The following is a 20500-nucleotide window of genomic DNA, read 5'->3' as shown; positions in this document are numbered from 1 at the left end:
AACACCGGAATCCTGCCAAGACGGTCCGAGCGCAGGATACCCTAGCCCGGGTTCCACGCCATGCCCCATGGTCATATTATATGGCTGGCTGCGAAGAACACCTTTCATTCGCCGGCCAGGTGACTTCAAGCTGTTCAGCTGGCCCTGGCCGGGCCAGCATCCCCCGCCCAGGGGAGCGCTATTTTCGCCACCGCGCCACGAAGAACCCGTCGAGCCCGCCGGCGTCGGCCAGCTGGCCCGGATCGGTGCGCAGGTGGCCCGCCGGCGTGGGAGCGATCCCTTGCGGCAACTCCCCCGCCGCGATCGGATCGGGCGTGAGCGTCAGCTTCTCCGCCTGCGCCTCGCCTTCCTCCGGTTCGAGCGAGCAGACGGCGTAGACCTGCCGTCCGCCGGGGGCCAGCCATCCGGCCGCGCGTTCCAGCAGCCGCGCCTGCAAGGTGGCCATTTCCGCGATCTGGCGCGCGCCGACGCGATGGAGCACGTCCGGGTTGCGTCGGCAGGTGCCGGTCGCGGTGCACGGCGCGTCGATCAGGATCGCATCGAACGGCGCCTCCGGCTCCCACGCGAGCGCGTCGGCCTGCACCGCCTGCGCTTCCAGCCCGGTGCGATCGAGGTTCGCGCGCAGGCGCTCCAGCCGGCGCTTCGAAAGGTCGAGCGCGGTCACCCGCCAGCCGGCCGCCGCGAGTTGCAGCGTCTTGCCGCCCGGGGCGGCGCACAAGTCCAGCACGCGGCGCCCCTCGCCGGCGCCGAGCAGGCGCGCGGGCAGGCTCGCGGCCAGGTCCTGCACCCACCAGGCGCCCTCGCGAAAACCCTCCAGGGTTTCCACCGCCGCGCCGCGCGGCAGGCGGAGGTGGCCGGGCATCAGCGAAACGCCGCCCAGCCGCTCGGCCCAGGCCCCGGTCGCCGCCGGATCGCGCAGCACCAGGTCCAGCGGCGGCGGCACGGCCAGGCCCGCCGCGATCGCTTCCGCCCGGGCGCCCCAGCGCAAGGCGGAGGCATCCGGCAATGTCGGCGCCTTTGGCAGCGCCGCGCCGCGCTTCAGGAGCGCCGAGAACACGCCGTGCGCCAGCCGCCGGGGACCACCCGTCAGCAGCGGCAGCCCGGTCGCGATCACCGCGTGCGCCGGGGTTTCCAGCCGGAGCACTTGCGCCAGCATCAGTTCCAGCACCGCGCGCGGCTTGGCATCGCCGGGCAGGACATCGCGCGTGGCGCTGTCGATCAATACGTCGAGGTCCTGCTTCCAGCGCAGCACCTCGCCGGCGATGGCCCGGGCGAGCGCCCGGTCGGCATCGCCATGCACGCGGGCCAGCGCGCCGCCGCCCGCCTGCTCCAGCGTTTCGCCCCGCCGCAGGACGGCATCGATAAGGTTGAGCGCGGCACGGCGCGCCGGAAGGCCGGGAATATCCATCGCCGCGCCCTATACCCGATTGCCTTTTCCCGCCACCCGCACCAAATGCAGTGCATGATCGAGCGCGCCACCACACGTCCGCAGGACTTCACCAAGCCCGCGCACTGGACCAATGACCCCGCGCCCCAGCCGCAACCGGCGAAGAACGGGCAGGCCGCTTCCGATCCGGACGGCGAGCTTTCGCCCACCCGCTACGGCGACTGGGTACGCAAGGGAATCGCCGTCGATTTCTGAGGCCCATCCTCCCCGGCACGGGGAGGGGGACCGCGACGCGCAGCGGCGTGGTGGAGGGGGTTTGCCTTCAAGCGCCGCGTTTGCCGAGAGTCCCCTCCACCATGCTTCGCATGGTCCCCCTCCCCGTGCCGGGGAGGAGCTGGAAAACCATTTTCCTACATCGGCGACTCGCGTCATAATCGCGGCCGGCCTCACCCGCCCGCTCTTTCGCATCGTTAAATTTCACGTGCGCCGAAGCGATGCGCCCTATGCGACGATCTCGATCGGCGTCCCGTCGGGCACGGCTTCCCACAGCATCTCGATCTCGGCATTGGAAACGGCGATGCAGCCGTCGGTCCAGTCGCCGGGGATGCGGCCGGCGGGCAGCCAGCCGGGCTGGCCGTGGATCATTATCATCCCGCCCGGCGAGCGCCCCGCCCCGGCCGCGTAGGCGCGGTCCCGGCCGTTGGGGTAGGAGATGTGGAGCGAGAGGTGATAGGCGCTGTCGGGATTGCTCCAGTCGATCGCGTAGAGCCCCTCGGGCGTGCGCTGGTCCCCCTCGAAGCGCTTGGGCCCCACCGGCGCGCCGCCGAGCTGGATGTGGTCTATCCGGCGGACCAGCCGCCCGCCGGCATAGAGGTCCATCCGGCGCTCGGACTTGTCGACGCGGATCAGGTCGATGTCGGACTCGATTTCGGACGGAGGCTCGGACGAGGGCTCGGACGAGGGCTCGGACGAGGGCTCGGACGAGGGCTCGGACGAGGGCTCGGACAGGGGCTCGCCCGCCGCCGCGCGGCCGGTCGCCAGCAGGAGCAGCAGCGGGGCGAACTGGCGCCGGCCCCGCATGGCTTCAATCGGCGAAGGGATCGCGCACGAGGATGGTATCCTCGCGCTCGGGGCTGGTGGAGACCAGCGCGACCGGGGTTTCGATCAGTTCCTGGACCCGCTGGATGTACTTGATCGCCTGCGCCGGCAGGTCGGCCCAGGACCGGGCGCCGGCGGTGGTGCCCTGCCAGCCGTCCATTTCCTCGTAGATCGGCTCGACGCCCGCCTGGTCGGCGGCGTGGCTGGGGAAATAGTCCAGCACTTTGCCCCCCAGCCGATAACCGGTGCAGATCCGCACCTTCTCGAAGCCGTCGAGCACGTCGAGCTTGGTGAGCGCGATGCCGGTCACGCCCGAGATCGCGCAGGATTGGCGCACCAGCACCGCGTCGAACCAGCCGCAGCGGCGCTTGCGGCCGGTGACGGTGCCGAATTCGTAGCCGCGCTCGCCCAGGCGCTGGCCGGTCTCGTCCTCCAGCTCGGTCGGGAACGGGCCCGAACCGACGCGGGTGGTATAGGCCTTGACGATGCCGAGCACGAAGCCGGTGGCCGAAGGACCCAGGCCCGAGCCGCTGGCGGCGGTGCCGGAGACGGTGTTGGAACTGGTGACGAACGGATAAGTGCCGTGATCGACGTCTAGCAGCACGCCCTGCGCGCCTTCGAACAGGATGCGCGCGCCGGCCTTCTTGACCTTGCCCAGCCGCTTCCACACCGGCTGCGCGAACTGCAGCACGAAAGGAGCGATCTCGGCCAGCTCCGCCAGCAGCGCCGCGCGGTCGACCGGCGGCCGGCCGAAGCCGGCGCGCAGCGCGTCGTGGTGGGCGCAAAGCCGGTCGAGCTGCGGGTCCAGCGAATCGAGATGCGCCAGGTCGCACACGCGGATCGCGCGGCGGCCGACCTTGTCCTCGTAGGCCGGGCCGATGCCGCGCCCGGTGGTGCCGATCTTGCCCGCGCCCGCCGCCGCCTCGCGCAGGCCGTCAAGCTCGCGGTGGACCGGCAGGATCAGCGGGCAGTTGTCGGCGATCGCGAAGTTCTCGTCGTTGATTTCGACGCCCTGCCCGGTCAGCTTCTCCACTTCGGCCTTGAGCGCCCAGGGATCGAGCACCACGCCGTTGCCGATGATCGAAAGCGTGCCGGTGACGATGCCGGAGGGCAGCAGCGAGAGCTTGTAGACCTGCTCGCCGACCACGAGCGTATGGCCCGCGTTGTGGCCGCCCTGGAAACGCACGACGGCGTCGGCCCGGCTTGCCAGCCAGTCCACGATCTTGCCCTTGCCCTCATCGCCCCACTGGGCGCCGATCACGGTTACGTTGGCCAACGTTGCGCTTTCACTGCTGTATTGAAGTCCGCCGCGCGCCCTAGGGGAGTCGCGCCGCAAGGGCAAGGCGCGCATGACGATATGTGGCAGGGGAATTGCACTGAAACGGTTTGTCACAGCTTCCGCATTGCCCGCGGCGCGCGCCGGGCCGATCCTGTGGCAGCCCCGGCCGAAGCAGCCGCCCGAAACTCCTGCGACATGGATCGAGGACAACCGACGTGAAGAGATTGCCGACGTGAAGAGATTGCCGACATGAAGAGATTGCTCGCGGCCGCCCTGGCGACCTCGCTGACGATGATCGGCGCCACGCTGTCTCCCCTGGCCGCCGCGCCGGGGGCGGAGACCCTGGCCTATGGCACCGATCGCCTCCAGAACCTGGACTTCACCCCCGCGAGCAGGGTCGCCGGGCCGGCGCCGCTGATCCTCTTCGTCCACGGCGGCGGCTGGAAGCGCGGCGACAAGGACAATGCGACGGGGCGCTGGAAAGCGCCGCACTTCGTGGGCGAGGGGTACGCCTTCGCCTCGATCAACTACCGCCTGGTGCCCCAGGCGACGGTCGAGCAGCAGGCGCAGGACGTCGCCGACGCGCTGGCGGCGCTGCTGGCCCGCTCCCGGCAGCTCGGCATCGCGCGCGGCAAGGTGGTGCTGATGGGTCATAGCGCCGGCGCCCAGCTGGTCGCCCTGGTCGGCACCGATCCGCGATACTTGCGCAAGGCCGGCCTCTCGTTCGCGGACATCGCCGGCGTGGTCCCGATCGACGGCGCCGCCTACGACGTGCCGGCGCAGATGGCCGACGGCCCGCGCATCATGCAGGCCACCTACCGCGAAGCCTTCGGCGACGATCCCGCCCGGCAGCACGCGCTCTCGCCCACGGCGCAGGCGCAGGCGCCCAACGCGCCCGCGTTCCTGCTGCTCCACGTGCAGCGTCCGGACGGCGTGCGCCAGGCGCAGGCGCTGGAGGCGGCCCTGCACAAGGCCGGCACGCCCGTCGAGCGCGGCGCCTTCGAAGGCCAGGGCCTGCGCGGCCACATGGAGATCAACCGCGACCTCGGCGATCCGGACTATCCGGCGACGGCGGTGGTGGATCGATGGCTGAAGCAGGTGCTCGGGTAGCGGGCCGATCGCTCTTATGGCGAATCTCATCGATCGGAACTCTTGCTCCGCTTTGCTTGCGAAGCGCCGCAAGGGAGAAGATGAAGTCTCGCTTCGAGAGACTTGATATTACAGCGAAATGGCCTCGCCGTTCTCCAGCCGGTGCGAGCAGCCGAGCGCGATCGGATCATCCGCCTCCGACAGTGCCGCCACCGTGGTCCAGCCGATCGCGCGCAGCCGAGCGGCAACCTTGCGGTCATGGCCCAACGGCAGGAACAGCACCTTGCGCCCGGGCATTTCGGCGGCCAGCGCCTCGATCAGCGGATCGGGATAGAGCGAGAAACCGGCGGCCGGCTCCCCCTGCTCGTCCCCGGCGCCGCCGAGGATCCGATAGGTGCCGCCCCGTCCCAGGCTCCCCGCCACACCCTCGGCGTAGATGGTGAAGCCGAACCAGGACTGATACTCGAAGCCGTGCCGCTCCGAAGGATCGAGCGTCAGCCGCGCGGCGCCGTTCACGCGCGCGGCAATCTCGCGCAGGCCGGCGATGCGGCCGGCAAGGACGCCGCCGGTGTCGAACGCGGCAAGGCGCTCGATCGCGGTCTCGAAGGGTCCCACCGCGTAGAGCAGGGGCAGATAGGCCGCCCCGCCGGCGTCGACCAGCCCGCCCGCGTCCTTGGCGTCGAGCATCTGGCGCACCGCAGCGATCTGCGTCTCGGCCAGCGGCAGCGCTTCGGCCGCGAGCGTGTCGACGAGGTCGGGCAGCGTGAAGTCGACGGAGATGCCATTGGCCCCGGCGACGCGCAGCGCCTCGATCGCGATCTCCACCAGTTCGGCGGCGGCGGCCACCGAATCGGTGCCGATCAGCTCCGCGCCCAGTTGCAGGCGCTCGCGCACCGGATCGAGCCCGTCGCCCTTGATGGTGACGACCTGGCCGGAATAGCACAGCCGCAGCGGCCGCGGCGCACCGGCAAGACCGGTCGCCGCGATCCGCGCGACCTGGGCGGTAATGTCCGAACGCAGCGCCAGCAGCCGCAGCGAGGTCGGATCGACGAAGCGGAACATGCGCCGCACCTGGACACCGGCCATGCGGCTGGCGAGCGACTTCTCGAACTCGAGCGTGGGCGTCTCGACGCGCTCGTAGCCATGGCTCGCCATGGCATCGAGCGCGGCGCGGCGCACGCGCTGCGAAGCCGCCGCCTGCTGCGGCAGCCGGTCGCCCAGCCCCTCGGGCAAGAGATCGCGGTCGGTATCCTGCATCATCCGCGCGCCCTTAGCGGCATGGGCGGGGAATGTCGAACGCGGTTTGACGGGACCTGGTCCGACGTGACGGGGCCGGATGGACGGCTCCGGTTTCGCGCGCGGCTCATGCCCCGTCTCTTGGGGCGAAACTCAATTTCTCTCTTCGTCGCCCGCGAGGTGGCGAAGCCGCAGAAGCGATCCAGGGCGACATCGAACCGCCCCTGGATTGCCGCGCCGCCTTCGGCGGCTCGCAAGAACGAAGGGGGGGAGACGAGTCCCGCTCAAAGAGACTGGGTATCAGGTCTCCTCGCCGGCCTCGGCGCTGGCGCGGGCTTCGAGAAATTCGAAGAGGTGGTCGAAACGCTTGTGCAACCGGATGATTTCCAGCTGCGTGCGCAAGTTGACCTCATAGTCGTGGCGGGCCGCGACGCGGTCGCGAGCGGCCTGCCGGTTCTGGCTCATCATGATGACCGGCGCCTGGATCGCCGCCAGCATCGAAAGGATCAGGTTCAGAAAGATGAACGGATAGGCGTCGAACGGATGCAGGCCGAAGCTGTCGAGAATGCGGCTGTTTACCAGCATCCAGGACAGCAGCACCACGCCGAACGCGATGATGAAGCCCCAGGAACCGCCGACCATCGCCACGCGATCGGCCAGCTTGTCCCCCACGCTGGCGTGAAGCGCCGCCTCCTCCTGCGCATCGAGCCCTTCGACGCTGCCCGCGGCGATGCGCTCGAGCACGCGCTGCTCTTCCGCGTCGACATCTTCGAACTTGCGGCCCAGCAATTCCTCGCAAAGCTGCTGCGCCGTCAGGGGTGTCTTGTACATCGCGCTATCCCCTCAGGTTATACCAAGTATCATTGCTCGGAACTCCCGTTCCCCTTCCCTTCGCCGTCTCGCAATTGTCTGTTCGAAATCGGGTATTGAGGGTCATTCCGAGTCGGAATGCGCAGGGCCGGGCGGCCGGGCATGATTTCGTGTGCTTCGCCCTTATGCCGCCTGCGCGAGGGCCTGCGCGATCAACTTGCGGGTTTCGGGAATGCCGTAAAGGGCAATGAAGCTGCCCATCCGCGGCCCCTGCGACGAACCGAGCAAGGTCTCGTAGAGCGCCTTGAACCAGTCGCGCAGATTCTCGAAGCCGTAGGCCTCGTCCTTGCCGATCTCGTAGACGGCGTGCTGCAGTTCCTCGGCGCTGGTCTTGGGCTCGGCGTTGGCGAGTTCGGCATCCAGCGCCTTGAGCGCCGCCGCCTCGTTGGCGGTGGGCGCCCGGCGCAGCAGCGTGGGCGCGATGAAATCGCGGTTGGTGGCGAGCGCGGCGCGCACCAGTTCGCCCAGATCGGGATGCGCCTCCGGCTTGGCATCGGCCACGTAGTTGCCCAGGTAGGACCAGACCTGCTCCGCCGTCGCCTCCGCGCCGAGCACGCCGACGAGATTGAGCAGCAGCGAGAACGTCACCGGCAGGGTATCGCCCGCACCCTTGGCAGCCTTGTCGGCGCCCGGGGCGTTCACGCGCAGCAGGTGCCAGACCGGATTGCCCAGCTGCTTGTCGAGCGGCTGGCCGGCCAGGTTTCCCCGGAACTGCCAGTATTCGTCGACCGCCTTGGGAATCACGCCGACGTGCAACTGCTTGGCGCTCTTCGGCTCGCGGAACAGGTAGAAGCCAAGCGATTCCTCGGTGCCGTAAGTCAACCACTGCTCGATGGTGAGGCCGTTGCCCTTGGACTTGGAGATCTTCTCGCCGTTCTCGTCAAGGAACAGCTCGTAGATCAGCCCCTCGGGCCGCCGGCCGCCCAGGATCTGCGCGATCTTGCCCGACTGCGTGACCGAATCGGTCAGATCCTTGCCGCACATTTCATAATCGACGCCCAGGTCCACCCAGCGCATCGCCCAGTCGACCTTCCACTGCAGCTTGGCCTGGCCGCCGAACACCGATTGTTCGACCACCGTGCCATCCTCGTCGGCAAAGCGGATCACGCCGGCGACGGGATCGAGCACTTCGATGGGAACCTGAAGGACCACGCCGGACGTCGGTGAGACCGGCAGCACCGGCGAATAAGTCTTGCGGCGCTCCTCGCGCAGCGTCGGCAGCATCACGCCCATGATCGCGTCATAGTGCGACAGGACATTGCCGAGCGCCTTGTCGAACGCGCCGGCATTGTACCGGTCGCTCGCCGAAACGAATTCGTAGTCGAAGCCGAAGCGGTCCAGGAATTCGCGCAGCATCGCGTTGTTGTGATGCGCGAAGCTTTCGAACTTGCCGAAGGGATCGGGAATGCGGCTCAGCGGCTTGCCCAGGTTGGCCGCGAGAAGGCCGGGATTGGGCACGTTGTCCGGCACCTTGCGCAGCCCGTCCATGTCGTCCGAAAAGGCGACGAGGCGCGTCGGCGCTCCGCCGGTGATCGTTTCGTAGGCGCGGCGCACCAGGGTCGTGCGCAGGACTTCCTGGAAAGTGCCGATATGGGGCAGGCCCGAAGGGCCGTAGCCGGTCTCGAACAGCACCGGCGCCGCGCCCGGCTTGCCGTCCGGATAGCGCTTCAGCAGCTTCAGCGCCTCCTGGAACGGCCAGGCCTTGGACACGCGGGCGGCTTCGATCAGGGCGCTATCGGTCGATACGTCGGTCATGGCCGCGCTCATTGGCGAATTGCGCGGGTTTCGCAAGGGCGAAGCGGGACGATGCCATCGATCCCGCCCGGAAAGCGCCGCCACCGGCCAGCCGCATCCGTCCCCGAACAAAGTGCCCGTGCCGGCTGGACCATGCAGCGCTTTACGCGGCGGCTCGGGATCCTCCCGCCGCCGCGTCGACATTCACCCCTCGATCCTTTCGATCCTGCGGGTGGCCTCGTCTATCGCATCGGCGATTTGCAGCACCAGTTCGCGATCCACGCCCTCGCGCGCGAGACGGTCGAAGACCGCGGTCTTGAGCGCGTGCATGGCCCGCCGCACCGGGGCCGGATCGACTCGGTCGCGCGCTTCCGCCAGCACCGTCAGCCGCGCCTTGAGCGAGGCCGCCTTCTCGGCATCGGCCTGGGCCTGCTTGTGGCCTTCCGGCGTGGCTTGGTAGGATTTGCGGGCCCCCTCTTCCGCGACGATCGCGATCAGCCCCGATTCCTCCATATATGTCAGCGCCGGGTAGACCACCCCGGGACTGGGCGCATAGTCACCGCCCGAAATCGCCTCGATCTCGCGGATCAGGTCATAGCCGTGGCGCGGCGCCTCCACGATCAGCGCAAGCAGCAGCGCCTGCAATTCCGCCTGATCGAACAGGCGTTTGCGGCGGGCACCGCGCATGAACCTGCCGCGGCCGCCGCCGAAGGGGCCGCCCGGCGCGCCGGGGCCCATGCCCCAGTCGCCCGCGAACTCACCCCCGAAGCCGCCCCGGCCGGGCCCCGAAGGGCCGCGCGCCATGCCGCGCCAAGGGCGGCCGCCGTGCATCGCGCGAAATTCGTCGGCCTGGAAATCCTCCGCTTCGGCAGAGCGGCAGCGGCGGCCTCGGCCGCGAATATGGTTGAACATGTCTTCCATCATTTTCGTTCTCGTCTGTTTCATGATGCGTCTAAGATATATCTAGAACAGTCCAATGCAAGAGCCAAATTTGTATCATCCCGGGTTTTTCCCGTGAGCGCATGTCCTGCCGCCGTTTCCAAATTCCGCCCCGCTCCCTAAGACGGTCCCATGGCCGCCCTGCCCCTCCCCGCCCTCCATGCCAGCCACAGCGGTTGCTGGCTGCGCGATGCGGAGGCGACGCGCACCGTTTCCAAGGGCGAAGCGGTGATGGCGGCGGCGGACACACCGCTGCTGATCCTCAACGCCCCGATGCTGGCGACGCGGCTGGGTTATCCCGACCTCTCGGGCCTGGACCTGCTGGAGCTGTTCGCCTTCGTGCATCCGGCCCGCTTCGTGGTGCCCACGCCAAAGGGGCTCGCGCATGCGCTCGGCCTCGCCGAGCCCGAGGGTGACGCGCAAGTGCCGCGCCTGCTCCAGGCGGCCGCCGGCGCCCTGCTGGAGACATGCGAAAGCGCCGACTGGGCGGAGCGCGAGGGTGCGTGGACGGCGCTGCAATCGCTCGTCCGGATGCGCTGGCCCTGGGCGACGGTGCTGTCCGCGCGCATCGCCAGGCCGCAGCGCGCCGAACGCTGGCTGTTCTCGCGCCTGCCCGAATGGGAGGAAAGCGCCGACCTGCCGCAGCCGCGCCAGGTCGTGCTGGAAGAAGCGGACGTGCTGGGCCGGCTGGAGGCCCTGACCGGTCTCGGCGCCGAACAGCGTCCCGGCCAGCGCGCCTATGCGGCCGAGGCGGCCTTCGCGTTCGAACCGCGCGAGAAATCCGGCCAGCCCCGCGTCCTGCTGGCACAGGCCGGCACCGGCATCGGCAAGACCCTGGGCTATCTCGCCCCCGCCTCGCTGTGGAGCGGCCTGGCCGGCGGCACCGTCTGGGTCTCGACATATACCAAGGCGCTGCAACGGCAATTGCGGCAGGAGAGCCGCCGCGCCTGGCCCGAACGGCGCGTGGACGGAAGCCGGCCGGTGGTGGTGCGCAAGGGGCGCGAGAACTACTTGTGCCTGCTCAACCTGGAGGACGCGCTGCAAGGCGGTTTCGCCGGCCGCGCGGCGATCCTGGCGCAGCTCGTCGCTCGCTGGGCCGCCTATTCGCGCGACGGCGACATGATCGGCGGCGACCTGCCCGGCTGGCTGGGCACGCTGTTCCGGCAGCGCGGCATCACCGCGCTGACCGACCGGCGCGGCGAATGCGTCTATGCCGGCTGCCCGCACTACCGCAAGTGCTTCATCGAACGCGCCGCCCGTGCCAGCGTCGGGGCCGATCTCGTCATCGCCAACCATGCCCTCGTCATGGTCAATGCCGCGCGTGGACGGGATGTGGCCGCGCGTCCCACCCGGATCGTGTTCGATGAGGGCCACCACGTATTCGACGCCGCCGATTCGACGTTCGCCGCCGCGCTCACCGGCGCGGAAACCATCGAGCTGCGCCGCTGGGTGATCGGCCCCGAGAAGGCGGCGCGCGGGCGCCGCCGGGGCCTTGCCGCCCGCCTGGCCGACATCGCCAGCTACGACGAGGCCGGCGGCAAGGCGATCGCCGCCGCCTGCGCCGCGGCGCAGGCCCTGCCCGGCGACGGCTGGATGCAGCGCCTGGCCGAAGGCGCGCCCTGGGGCCCGCTCGAAGAGCTGCTCGCCGCCGTGCGCGCCGCCGTCTACGCGCGCGACGAAAGCGGCGGACAGGAAGCGGGCTATGGCCTGGAGACCGAGGCGGCCGGACTCGACGGTGCCTTCGTGGAAGTCGCCCAGGCCGCGCGTGAGGCGTTGTCGGACTTGCGCCGGCCGCTGATCCGCCTCGGCATGCGGCTGGAAGCATCGCTGGAAGACCCGCCCGACTGGCTCGACGGCCCGGGCCGCGCCCGTATCGAGGGCGCGCGTCATTCGCTCGCATGGCGCATCGACCTGCTCGCCGCCTGGGAAGCCCTGCTTGAACGGCTCGGCGGCCCCGCCGATCCCGAATTCGTCGACTGGCTGGCGGTGGAGCGTTCCGAGGCGCGCGAGTTCGATATCGGCATCCATCGCCGCTGGCTCGACCCGATGAAGCCATTCGCCAAGGTCGTGCTCGAACCGGCGCACGGAGTGGTCATAACCTCGGCAACGCTGCGCGACGGTGCGGACTGGGGCCAGGCCCTGGCCCACTCCGGCGTCGAGCACATCGGCGTCACGCCGCGCTTCTCGGCCCACGAGAGCCCGTTCGACTACGCCGCCCAAGCCGAAGTGCTGATCGTCACCGATGTTCCGCGCGGAGACATCCCCGCCCTTGCGGCCGCCTACGCCCGGCTGATCGAGGCATCGGGCGGCGGCGTGCTGGGCCTGTTCACCGCGATCCGCCGCCTGCGCGCGGTCCATGGCCGGATCGCCGATCGTCTCGCGCGCGCGGGCCTGCCGCTCTATGCCCAGCACATCGATCCGATCGACACCGGCACCCTGGTGGATATCTTCCGCGACGATCCCGCCGCCTCGCTGCTGGGCACCGACGCGCTGCGCGACGGGGTGGACGTGCCCGGCCACTCGCTGCGGCTGGTGGTGATGGAGCAGGTCCCCTGGCCGCGCCCCTCGATCCTGCACCGGGCGCGGCGGCTCGCGAACGGCGGCGCGGCCTACGACGATTCGCTCATCCGCGCCCGCTTGGCGCAGGCCTTCGGGCGGCTGATCCGCAGCCGCGACGACCGGGGCTGCTTCGTGGTCCTGTCCCCGGCCTTTCCCTCCCGCCTGCTCCGCGCCTTTCCGGAAGGAACGCCGGTCCGGCGCATTTCGCTGGAGCAGGCTTTACAGCATATCGCCGGCCATGCTTCAGGGAAGGCGGTGGAAGCGGACCGAAACGCGCGTTCGCCATCCTGAGTTCGCGTCAAGAACCCTTCGCCGAAAGTCGCCTGCCCGCATGAAGACCCTGGGAATCTTCCGCCACGCCAAATCGGACTGGAACGATGCGCGCCTGCGCGATTTCGATCGTCCGCTGAACAAGCGTGGCCGCAAGGGCGCGGCGGTCATGGGCAAACATATCCGCGATCACGCGGTCGGCTGGAAGCGCGTGCTGGCCTCCCCGGCGGTAAGGGTGACGCAGACCATCGAACTGGCCGGAGAGGCCGCCGGAGAAACTCCGCCGATCACCTGGGACAGGCGCATCTATCTCGCCAATTCGGCAACCCTGATGGATGTCCTGCGCGAGCAGGAGGGCGATCCCCCCTCGATCATCCTGGTCGGGCACAATCCCGGACTGGAGGACCTCATCTTCGACCTGGTGCCGGACGACGGCTCCAGCCCCTTGCGCGACATCGTGGAAGACAAGTTCCCCACTGCCGCCTACGCGGTGCTAGAGCTGGATATCGAACGATGGGCGGACCTGGAGGAAGGCTGCGGGCACCTGCTACACCTAACCCGCCCGCGCGACCTCGACCCGGCCCTGGGGCCCGGCGCAGCGGATTAGGGGCATCGTGTTCAAAATCTACTCCATCCCCGCTCGCCCTGAGCCTGTCGAAGGGTATCAAGTTCAGCACCGCGCCAGCGTCCTGCGACAGGCTCAGGCGGACGGGTCGAACGATCGGCCGGGGAGATTGCCTCCGCCTGCCCTTCCCGGCTAAACCCCGTCCATGCCCCTTGCCCCCATTCTCGTCGTCACCACCGGCGGCACCATCGACAAGCAGTATTTCGACGCGCTCAGCGAATATCAGATCGCCGAAAGCGTGATCGAGAAGCTGCTCAGGGTCTCGCGCGTCGCCCATCCGTTCCGCGTCGTCGAACTGATGCGCAAGGACAGCCTCGAACTCACCGGCGAGGACCGCGCCCTCATCAAGGCGGCGATCGCCGCCGCGCCGGAAACGCGCGTGGTCGTCACCCACGGCACCGACACCATGACCGAGACCGCCAAAGTGCTCGCGGCGATACCTGGCAAGACCATCGTCCTGGTCGGCGCGCTCGCCCCGGCGCGATTCGCCGAGAGCGATGCGCCGTTCAACCTGGGCATGGCCTTCGCCTGCTGCCAGGCCGCGTCGCCCGGCGTGTGGATCACCATGAACGGATCGGTTTTCGACGGCCTGAAGGTCAGGAAAGACCGTGAAGCGGGCAAGTTTGCAGAAATTTAACCCTGCAATCGTTGCGAAGAGGTCGCAGCTAGGTAAACTTTCGGAAACCTTTCTTCGTTAAGAGCAAACACCGCTGCTGTATCTCTCGCAGTGACAGGTAGCGGCGCGTTGCCCCCCGTTCCCCCCGTAGCGTCGCTACCTGTCTGCCGCCAGGCGTTGGCCCTTCCAGGGCCCCGCCGCCGCGAAGGGAGATCCGGTGACACTCGCGACCCAACCCGCAGTCGATATCCACGCCGCGCTCGAACGCGCGCCGATCGGGGCGATGATCGTCGACCCGGCCGGCGTGGTATCCTGGGCCAATGGCGCGGCGGCCGACATCCTGGGCGAATCCGATCCGGCCGCGCTGCGCCACTCGCTGCTCTACATCTGGCTGAACGAGGACGATGCCGAAATCCTGCGCCAGTTGCTCGACGTGCATTTCACCACGCCGGCCGATGCGCGCGCGGGCTGGACGCGGCAGTTCGGGTTGATCGCGGCCGATGGTTCGTACCAGACGGCCGAACTGACCTTCACGCCGATCGCGGGCGAGTTCGAGCGTCGCGCGATTCTCTACATCCAGAGCCTCACCCGCCAGGTCACCGCCGAAAGGCGCTTCACCCAGATTTTCGACAACCTGCCGCTCGGCCTGATCGTCGTCGACGGCCGGCAGCGCATCGTCCAGGTCAACGCCTCGCTCACCGCCATCTTCGGCTACGCGATCGACGAGCTTATCGGCCAACCGCTGGAGATGCTGCTGCCGGATCGTTACCGCGAGGCGCATGGCCGCCACTTCACCGGCTATTCCGCCGCTCCCAGTTCGCGCATGATGGGATCGGGGCGCGACCTGACCGGGTTGCACCGGTCGGGCCAGGAAATTCCGGTCGAAATCGCGCTCACCGGGCTCGAGAATATCAGCCAGCCGCTGTTCCTGGCCATCGTCACCGACATATCCGGCCGCAAGCGCTCCGAAAACGCGCTGCAGCAGACCAATGCGCAGCTCGAGGAATTCTCCTACGTCGCCAGTCACGACCTGCGCAGCCCGCTGCGCGGGATCGGCGACCTCGTCAGCTGGATTCGTGAGGATCTTGGCGAGGACAACCTGAAAGAGGATGTTCGCCACAATTTCGATCGCATCGCCCTGCGCATCAGCCGCTGCGAGCAGATGATCGACGATCTCCTGCGCTATGCCCGCGCCGGCGTGCGCGATCCGCACATGGAACGCATCGACCCGCGCGACCTGGTCGACGAGGCGATGTCCATGGCGATGATCCCGGAAAGCTTCACGGTGGAGATCGACATCGCCGGTGACACGCTCACCGCGCCGCGCGCGCCGCTCTCCACCTCGCTGCGCAACCTGGTCGCCAATGCCGTAAAGCACCACGGCGGGCGCGGTGGACACATCCGCATCTCGATGCGCGAGGAGGGGCGCTTCTCGGTCTTCATCGTCGAGGACGACGGCAAGGGCATTGCGGCGGGTAACGAGGAGCGCGTCTTCAAGCTGTTCCACCGTGCTTCCCCCGGAACCGAGGGTGACGGCGTGGGCCTGGCCTTCTCCCGGCGCATGATAAACGCGCACGGCGGCATGATAACCGTGCAGGGAAAAGGGCCGCTCGGCGGCGCCCGCTTCGAGATCCACTGGCCGCGCATCCTGCTGCGGGAGTTCGACGATGAATGAGGCGGCCGGCAACCAGCTCGACTGCACGGTGCTGCTGGTCGACGACGACGATGTCGCGGTCGAGGGCGTGCTGCGCAGCTTTCGCAAGCACGAAGTGCCTTGCCGCACGCTGACCGCCGGCGACGGTGCCGAGGCGCTGGCGATCCTGCGCGGCCAGCATCCGGAAAAGCGCCTCGACACCCCGGTGATCGTCCTGCTCGATATCAACATGCCGGGGATGGACGGTTTCCAGTTCCTCGAAGTGGCGCGCGGGGACGATCGGCTCAAGCGCACCGTCGTCTTCATCCTCAGCACTTCGGCGCGCGATCAGGATCGCACCCGCGCCTATGACGAGCATGTCGCCGGCTACATGGTCAAGTCGGCGGTCGGCCCGCAGTTCTCGCTGCTGGCGGACTTCATCCGCAAATACGCCCATACCCAGAAACTGCCTTAGGAAGCCCCCATGGAATACCGGCGGAACGGCAATACCGAAATCCTGGCCCTGATCGTCGACGACGACGATGTCGATCGCGAACGCCTGGCCCGCATGCTGGAGCGCTGTTCGCGCCCCATCCAGGTGGTCGAGGCTTCCTCCCAGGCCGAAGCCCTGGAGATCATTCGCCGGCCCGCGTCGCATTTCGACATCGTTTTCCTGGATTTCGGGTTGGAAGACGGCGACGGGCGCGATCTGGTGCCCACCATCCACGGCGAAGTCGATCCCGACTGCCCGATCGTCGCGGTCACCGGCTTCACGGACGAACTGGTCGCGGCGGCATCGATCAAGTCGGGCATGACCGAGTTCCTCACCAAGCGCTCGCTTTCCCCGGAACGCGTCGCCGCCTCGGTGGAAGAAGGGATCGCCTGGCGCAGATACCGGGAGGAACTGCGCCGCGCCGAGGAGGAATTGACTCACCGCAGCCTGCACGACCCGCTCACCGACTTGCCCAACCGCACCTTGTTCCTGGACCGGCTTGGCCAGGCCTGCGCCCGGGCCAGGCGCAGCGGCGATCCCTTCGCGGTGGTGATGATCGATCTGGACCGCTTCAAGGAGATCAACGACAGCTTCGGCCATGCCGCCGGCGACGCCGTGCTCACCACCATCGCGCGGCGGCTGCGCGCGCAGCTGCGTGAAGTCGATACCGTCGCCCGCCTGGGCGGGGATGAATTCGCGGTGCTGCTGCAGAACATTTCCGGCAGCGAGGCGGCGATGACGATGGCATCGAAACTGGTCGGGCTGGTCGAACAGCCGATCGCGCATGACGGCCGGGTGCTCCACGTCGGCGCGTCGCTGGGCGTGGCGCAATGCCCCCTGCTCGGCTTTTCCCCGGCCGGCCTGCTCTCGGCCGCGGACGACGCCATGTACGAAGCCAAGCGCGGCATCGGCAAGGCGGTGGTCGCGCGCAGCAGCGGGCAGCGGCATTCGACACCGTTCGATCGCACCGGCATGCTGGTGGAACTTGAGGAAGCGCTGGAAGATCGGACCTTGCGATGGCACTGGCAGCCCAAGGTCGACATGCGCGACGGCCGGGTGCTCGGTTTCGAGGCCCTGGTGCGCTGGTGCGATCCGCGCGGCAACGCCATCCCCGCCGACCATCTCATCAAGGCCGTCGAGCAATCGCCGCTGCTGGAAGCGTTCACCTATCACAGCATCGATACCGTGCTCGGCCAATTCTCGCGCATCCAGGACGAGCTTGGCAACGCCGCGGTCTGCATCAACATTTCGGCCCGCATGCTCGAACGCTCGGGATTCGTCGACAAGGTCGTCGCGCTGGTCGAGCGCCACGGAGTCGATCCCGCGCGCGTCACGCTGGAATTGACCGAGACCGCGCTCATCGCCAATCCTGGCCAGGCCCGGCGCGTGATCGAGCAGCTCCATGACCGGCGCGTGGGCCTCTCGATCGACGATTTCGGCGCCGGCTTCACCTCGTTCGGCTACTTGCGTGAATTCGCGGTGAGCGAGATCAAGATCGACCGCTCCTATATCCGCCGCTTCGCCGAAAACCGGTTCGACCAGTCGCTGGTCAATTCGCTGGTGGTGCTCTGCGAAAGCCTGGGCATTCCGCTGGTGGCCGAAGGCGTGGAGGATGCCAGGACGCGGGAAATGCTGGTCTCGCTGGGCTGCCACGCGGGCCAGGGCTACGGCATCTGCCGGCCGATGCCCTATGAGGACGTGCGCCCCTGGGTGGAAGGCTGGAATCGCGACCACATCCGCAGCGCCGCCTGAACGCGGCGCGACGGCGGGGGAGCGGCCTTCACCACGCAGCCAGCGCTCCCCCGCCGGACACCGTTTCCACCCGCCCCGCGATCCAGACGTCGCCGTCCGCCTCCCGCGTGCAGTACACCAGCCCGTCGGCGCCGACCTTGCGCCCTTGCCCGGCGACATAGGCGTCTTGCGCCAGCCCGGCGCCGAACAGGTACTGCGCCACCGCCGCGTTGAGGCTGCCGGTGACCGGATCCTCGACGAGCTTGCCGGCCGGATCGGCGAAGAAGGCGCGCACTTCCCACTGGGCGCTCCCCTGAGGGACCAACGGCTGAGGCCCCCATGGACCCAGCAGCGCGACATCCGTCCCCACCGGTGCGCGCGCCACCGGCTCGGCGGCCAGGACCTGCTCGGCGTCGGACAAGTGCAACAGCTTCCAGCCCGGCCCGTTGCTGGCATGGACGGCGGCCAGGACCTGTTCGCCGCGCACCCCGGTGAGCCGCATGACTTCCGCGCGCTCCGCCTCGTCAAGCGGCCCGGACTTGCGCAGCGGCGGCGCGCGAAAGGCCAGCCGCTCGCCGTCCCGCCGCACTTCGACCAGGCCGATGCCGCATTCCTGCACGATCCGCCCCGGCGTCTTGGGCACCCCGCCCGCCGCCAGCCAGGCATGCGCGCTGCCCAGCGTCGGATGCCCGGCGAAAGGCAGCTCGCCCGCCGGGAAGAATATCCGCACCCGGTAGTCCGCCGAAGGATCGGTCGGCGGCAGCAGGAATGTGGTCTCGGAAAAGCCAAGCCACTGCGTCAGGCGCAGCATGGCGGCATCGTCCAAGTCCTCGCCGCCGCGCACCACCGCCAGCGGATTGCCGCTGAGCGGCCCCGAACCGAACACATCCACCAGATCGAGCAACATGCGTGCATCCTTCCTGCTTCGTCGTGCGTTTCATCGCAGGATCGTCTCGGCCTGTCTCCCCTGGATTGCCGCGGGAACCCATTCGTCGGCGATTGCGAGAACGGGCAGCACGATCGCGCGACAAGTTCACCACATGCTTTCCGCAGGAGGACAAGACGATGAAAAAGACAATGCTGGCCCTGGCGCTCGCCGTCGCCGGCCTATCGGCCGCGCCGGTTGCCGCCGATCCCCCGCCATGGGCGCCCGCGCATGGCGCGCGCGGTCATGATCGGCACCACCCATCACGCATCTACGATTCGCGCGGACGCTATGTCGAGCCGCGCCGAATCACGCGCAATTCCCATGTCTGGCGCGGACGCGACGGGCGCTATTACTGCCGCCGCGACAACGGCACCACCGGCCTTATCATCGGCGCCGGCGTGGGCGCGCTGGCCGGGCACCAGCTGGCGGGCGACGGCGACAGGACCCTCGGCGCGATCCTGGGCGGCGTGCTCGGCGGAGCGCTCGGCCGCGAGATCGACAAGGGTGACCTGCAATGCCGCTAGCATGGCCGAAACGAAGCCGCGGCTTGCGCCAGGACCTTTGCCGCACGCGGCGATCGCCCCGATAGCGGGCAACGGTGTGTCGCGCCAAGGCTTGACTTGCACCTTGCCGCGATGAAACGGCGGTCATCTCGGCCTTGCATTTCCCGCGCGATCCGCTATGCGCGCCCCTTCCCCGCCGCCCCGAACGGCTTCGGGGAAGCGAAAGAAAGCCGGAGGGGCCCCGCAATCCCGCGGATCAGCCAGCGATCGGTTAGACAGATGAAGGAAGCCGCCGTGCCGCTTTACGAGCACGTTTTCCTGGCGCGCCAGGATCTCAGCCAGGCGCAGGTCGATGCCCTGGCCGCCACCGCCACCGAGATTGTCGAGGGCCACGCGGGCAAGGTCACCAAGACCGAGACCTGGGGTCTCAAGAACCTCGCCTACAAGATCAAGCGCAACCGCAAGGCGCACTTCGTGATGCTGAACATCGAGGCTTCGGGCGACACCGTCGCCGAGCTCGAGCGTCAGACCTCGATCAACGAAGACGTGATCCGCTACATGACCATCCGCGTCGATGAACTCGAAGGCGGCCCCTCGGTCATGATGCGCAAGAGCGACCGCGAGCGCACGCGCCGCCGCGAACGTGAAGGAGCCTGATCCATGGCACGTGCATTCTTCCGCCGCCGCAAGTCCTGCCCCTTCTCGGGCAAGAACGCGCCGAAGATCGATTACAAGGACGTCCGTCTGCTGCAGGGCTTCATGTCCGAGCGCGGCAAGATCGTCCCCAGCCGCATCACCGCGGTTTCCGCCAAGAAGCAGCGCGAGCTGAGCCAGGCCATCAAGCGCGCCCGGCACATCGGCCTGCTGCCCTACATCGTCAAGTAAGGAGGACTTTTCCCATGGACATCATCCTCCTGGAACGCGTCGAAAAGCTCGGCGGCATCGGTGACGTGGTCTCGGTCAAGGACGGCTACGCCCGTAACTACCTGCTGCCGAACCGCAAGGCACTGCGCGCCAACGAAGCCAACAAGAAGGTCTTCGACGCCAACCGCGCCAAGATCGAGGCGGAGAACGCATCGCGCCGTTTGGACGCCGAGAAGCATTCCTCGAACGTCGAAGGCAAGCAGGTGGTGCTGATCCGCGCCTCCTCGAACTCGGGCCAGCTCTACGGCTCGGTCTCGGTGCGCGACATCGTCGATGCCCTCAACGCGGACGGCGCCGGCATCGCCAAGCAGATGATCGTGCTCGAACGCCCGATCAAGACCATCGGCGTGTTCGACGTGCGCGTGAACTTGCACCCCGAAGTCTCGGTCACCGTCAAGGTCAACGTCGCCCGCTCGCCCGACGAGGCGGACCTGCAATCGCAGGGTGTCGACGTCATGGCCGCGATGTTCGAACAGGATGTCTCGGGCTTCACCGAAGCCTACGATCCCAATGCCGAACCCGGCGAGATCGTGGTCGAGGAAGATGCCGAAACGGGCGAAAAGGAAGCCTGAGCTTCCTTCTTCCC

General features: G+C 68.4%; 20 protein-coding genes. 12 read left to right on the top strand and 8 right to left on the bottom strand.

Annotated elements, in window-relative coordinates; genetic code table 11:
* Window positions 1–178: 178 nt before the first annotated feature.
* Window positions 179–1408 (bottom strand): RsmB/NOP family class I SAM-dependent RNA methyltransferase, encoded by a 1230-nt coding sequence (locus BM052_RS07945; protein WP_091145273.1) that lies wholly within the window; start codon window positions 1406–1408, stop codon window positions 179–181.
* A gap of 54 nt (window positions 1409–1462) precedes the next feature.
* Here BM052_RS07945 and BM052_RS07940 point away from each other — a divergent pair, with 54 nt between their 5' ends.
* A complete protein-coding gene (locus BM052_RS07940) occupies window positions 1463–1642 on the top strand; it encodes a DUF1674 domain-containing protein (protein ID WP_143084776.1) in 180 nt (59 codons plus the stop codon).
* Between the two features lie 246 nt (window positions 1643–1888).
* Here BM052_RS07940 and BM052_RS07935 read toward each other — a convergent pair whose 3' ends face one another.
* Both BM052_RS07935 and BM052_RS07930 read right to left on the bottom strand, forming a co-directional pair.
* On the bottom strand, window positions 1889–2467 hold the full coding sequence (locus tag BM052_RS07935) for a L,D-transpeptidase family protein (RefSeq protein WP_091145269.1): 579 nt from the start codon (window positions 2465–2467) through the stop codon (window positions 1889–1891).
* 4 nt (window positions 2468–2471) lie between these two features.
* Window positions 2472–3761: an adenylosuccinate synthase gene (locus BM052_RS07930; RefSeq protein ID WP_091145267.1), complete on the bottom strand. Its 1290-nt coding sequence runs from the start codon at window positions 3759–3761 to the stop codon at window positions 2472–2474.
* Between the two features lie 252 nt (window positions 3762–4013).
* Between BM052_RS07930 and BM052_RS07925 the strand changes: the two genes are divergently transcribed.
* The gene (locus tag BM052_RS07925) at window positions 4014–4874 is read left to right on the top strand and encodes an alpha/beta hydrolase (protein ID WP_091145264.1); all 861 of its coding nucleotides are present in this window, start codon (window positions 4014–4016) and stop codon (window positions 4872–4874) included.
* A 108-nt stretch (window positions 4875–4982) separates the two neighbouring features.
* On the opposite strand, the gene BM052_RS07920 is transcribed toward BM052_RS07925, so the two are convergent.
* The 4 genes from BM052_RS07920 to BM052_RS07905 all read right to left on the bottom strand — a co-directional run bounded on the left by BM052_RS07920 (window position 4983) and on the right by BM052_RS07905 (window position 9614).
* Window positions 4983–6110, bottom strand: a complete 1128-nt coding sequence (locus BM052_RS07920) for an ATP phosphoribosyltransferase regulatory subunit (protein ID WP_091145589.1) — start codon at window positions 6108–6110, stop codon at window positions 4983–4985.
* Window positions 6111–6389: 279 nt separating this feature from the next.
* The gene (locus tag BM052_RS07915) at window positions 6390–6920 is read right to left on the bottom strand and encodes a DUF1003 domain-containing protein (protein ID WP_091145262.1); all 531 of its coding nucleotides are present in this window, start codon (window positions 6918–6920) and stop codon (window positions 6390–6392) included.
* Between the two features lie 162 nt (window positions 6921–7082).
* On the bottom strand, window positions 7083–8714 hold the full coding sequence (locus BM052_RS07910; protein WP_091145586.1) for a lysine--tRNA ligase: 1632 nt from the start codon (window positions 8712–8714) through the stop codon (window positions 7083–7085).
* Window positions 8715–8897: 183 nt separating this feature from the next.
* Complete coding sequence (locus tag BM052_RS07905; protein WP_091145583.1) at window positions 8898–9614, bottom strand: PadR family transcriptional regulator; 717 nt, start codon at window positions 9612–9614, stop codon at window positions 8898–8900.
* Between the two features lie 150 nt (window positions 9615–9764).
* On the opposite strand from BM052_RS07905, the gene BM052_RS07900 reads away from it, so the two are divergent.
* The 6 genes from BM052_RS07900 to BM052_RS07875 all read left to right on the top strand — a co-directional run bounded on the left by BM052_RS07900 (window position 9765) and on the right by BM052_RS07875 (window position 17580).
* Window positions 9765–12482, top strand: coding sequence for an ATP-dependent DNA helicase (locus BM052_RS07900; protein WP_091145259.1), 2718 nt, complete (start codon window positions 9765–9767; stop codon window positions 12480–12482).
* A 40-nt stretch (window positions 12483–12522) separates the two neighbouring features.
* Complete coding sequence (locus BM052_RS07895) at window positions 12523–13068, top strand: SixA phosphatase family protein (protein WP_091145258.1); 546 nt, start codon at window positions 12523–12525, stop codon at window positions 13066–13068.
* A gap of 163 nt (window positions 13069–13231) precedes the next feature.
* Window positions 13232–13723 (top strand): asparaginase domain-containing protein, encoded by a 492-nt coding sequence (locus BM052_RS07890; protein WP_091145255.1) that lies wholly within the window; start codon window positions 13232–13234, stop codon window positions 13721–13723.
* A 196-nt stretch (window positions 13724–13919) separates the two neighbouring features.
* A complete protein-coding gene (locus BM052_RS07885) occupies window positions 13920–15377 on the top strand; it encodes a sensor histidine kinase (RefSeq protein WP_255406026.1) in 1458 nt (485 codons plus the stop codon).
* Window positions 15370–15810 carry a response regulator gene (locus BM052_RS07880; protein ID WP_091145252.1) on the top strand — a complete coding sequence of 147 codons (441 nt, stop codon included), beginning with the start codon at window positions 15370–15372 and terminating at the stop codon, window positions 15808–15810. Before BM052_RS07885 ends, BM052_RS07880 begins: the two co-directional genes overlap by 8 nt.
* Before the next feature lie 9 nt (window positions 15811–15819).
* Window positions 15820–17580, top strand: coding sequence for a putative bifunctional diguanylate cyclase/phosphodiesterase (locus BM052_RS07875; protein WP_091145249.1), 1761 nt, complete (start codon window positions 15820–15822; stop codon window positions 17578–17580).
* Between the two features lie 28 nt (window positions 17581–17608).
* On the opposite strand, the gene BM052_RS07870 is transcribed toward BM052_RS07875, so the two are convergent.
* A complete protein-coding gene (locus BM052_RS07870; RefSeq protein WP_091145247.1) occupies window positions 17609–18466 on the bottom strand; it encodes a PhzF family phenazine biosynthesis protein in 858 nt (285 codons plus the stop codon).
* Between the two features lie 158 nt (window positions 18467–18624).
* On the opposite strand from BM052_RS07870, the gene BM052_RS07865 reads away from it, so the two are divergent.
* From BM052_RS07865 to rplI, 4 genes are all read left to right on the top strand, one after another.
* Entirely contained in the window at window positions 18625–19011 is a 387-nt protein-coding gene (locus BM052_RS07865) for a glycine zipper 2TM domain-containing protein (RefSeq protein ID WP_091145244.1), read from the top strand.
* A gap of 273 nt (window positions 19012–19284) precedes the next feature.
* Window positions 19285–19647 (top strand): 30S ribosomal protein S6, encoded by a 363-nt coding sequence (rpsF, locus tag BM052_RS07860; RefSeq protein WP_091145579.1) that lies wholly within the window; start codon window positions 19285–19287, stop codon window positions 19645–19647.
* Window positions 19648–19650: 3 nt separating this feature from the next.
* Window positions 19651–19875, top strand: coding sequence for a 30S ribosomal protein S18 (gene rpsR, locus BM052_RS07855; protein WP_091145241.1), 225 nt, complete (start codon window positions 19651–19653; stop codon window positions 19873–19875).
* 14 nt (window positions 19876–19889) lie between these two features.
* Window positions 19890–20486 carry a 50S ribosomal protein L9 gene (rplI, locus tag BM052_RS07850; RefSeq protein ID WP_091145239.1) on the top strand — a complete coding sequence of 199 codons (597 nt, stop codon included), beginning with the start codon at window positions 19890–19892 and terminating at the stop codon, window positions 20484–20486.
* The last annotated feature ends 14 nt before the right edge of the window (window positions 20487–20500 follow it).

It is taken from the genome of Novosphingobium sp. CF614 (assembly GCF_900113255.1).
Lineage (GTDB): Bacteria > Pseudomonadota > Alphaproteobacteria > Sphingomonadales > Sphingomonadaceae > Novosphingobium.
The sequence above is the reverse complement of the archived record's forward strand: the minus strand, read 5'-3'. Positions and strand labels throughout refer to the sequence as shown.